The organism is Streptomyces musisoli (assembly GCF_016741855.1).
Taxonomy (GTDB): domain Bacteria; phylum Actinomycetota; class Actinomycetes; order Streptomycetales; family Streptomycetaceae; genus Streptomyces; species Streptomyces musisoli.
The window spans coordinates 1-1,101 of the sequence record NZ_JAERRH010000093.1 but is presented as its reverse complement, the minus strand read 5'-3'; the positions used below and the strand labels follow the sequence as shown (position 1 = coordinate 1,101).

The following is a 1,101-nucleotide window of genomic DNA, read 5'->3' as shown; positions in this document are numbered from 1 at the left end:
ACGTCAACGCCGTGACCACATGCGACTCGGTCGGCCCGTAATAGTTGTGCAGCCGCCGCCCCGGCACCGCGGCAAAGAACTCCCGCACCCGCTCATGCACCGCCAGCGCCTCACCCGCCTGCGCCACATCACACAACCCAGGCAGAGCAAATCCCTGCTCGGCAGCAGCCTCGGCCACAGCCTCCACCATCGGCATCGGCGCGAACAACTCACTCACCCGATACGCCTCGAACCAGCGCACCAACTCCACCGGATCACGCCGCACCTCATCCCGCGGCACCACCAGCGTCTTCCCCTGCCACAACGCCGAGAACATCTCCTGCGCCGCCGCATCAAAACTCAACGCCGCGAACTGCCCCGTCCGCACACCCACACCAGCCGGCATCACCCCCGCATGCCACACCAGCAAATTCACCAACGCCCCAGCCGGAAACACCACACCCTTGGGACGCCCCGTCGAACCCGACGTATAAATCACATAAACCGGATGCTCAGGCCGCAGACCCACAACATCAACCGACCCACCCCCCACACCCTCAAGCACATCCGCGAAACCAGGCCCGTCGACAACAACCCGCTCCGCCCGCACACCCGACGGAACACCACCCACGACACCACTCGACGTCACCACACACACCGGATCCGCATCCGCGAACATGAACGCGATCCGATCCACCGGATACTCCGGATCCACCGGAAGATACGCCGCACCCGTCTTCACCACCGCCAGCAACGCCACCGGCAACCACTGCGAACGCGGCAACATCAAAGCCACCGTCGACTCCGGCCCCGCACCCAACCCACGCAACACACACGCCAGCCGGTCCGACACCTCGTCCAACTCCGCATACGTCAACCGCACATCCTCGAAAACCACGGCCAACACATCCGGGAACTCCGCAACCCGCCGAGCGAACAACTCCGGCAACGACACCCACGGCACCTCCACCGCCGTGTCATTGAAACCCCACACCAACTGCCCGAACTCATCCGCCGACAGGACCTCCACCGACCCCACCCGCACATCCGGCGAAGCCACCACACCCGTCAACACACGAACGAAACGCTCCACCAACCGCTCGACCGACCCACGATCAAACA

1 protein-coding gene is annotated in these 1,101 nt (G+C 64.6%); it reads right to left on the bottom strand.

Annotated features, from left to right (window positions below; all coding sequences use genetic code 11):
• Nucleotides 1–1,101, bottom strand: a 1,101-nt coding sequence (locus JK361_RS40590; protein ID WP_201828244.1) for an AMP-binding protein, incomplete at both ends; no start/stop codon positions are given.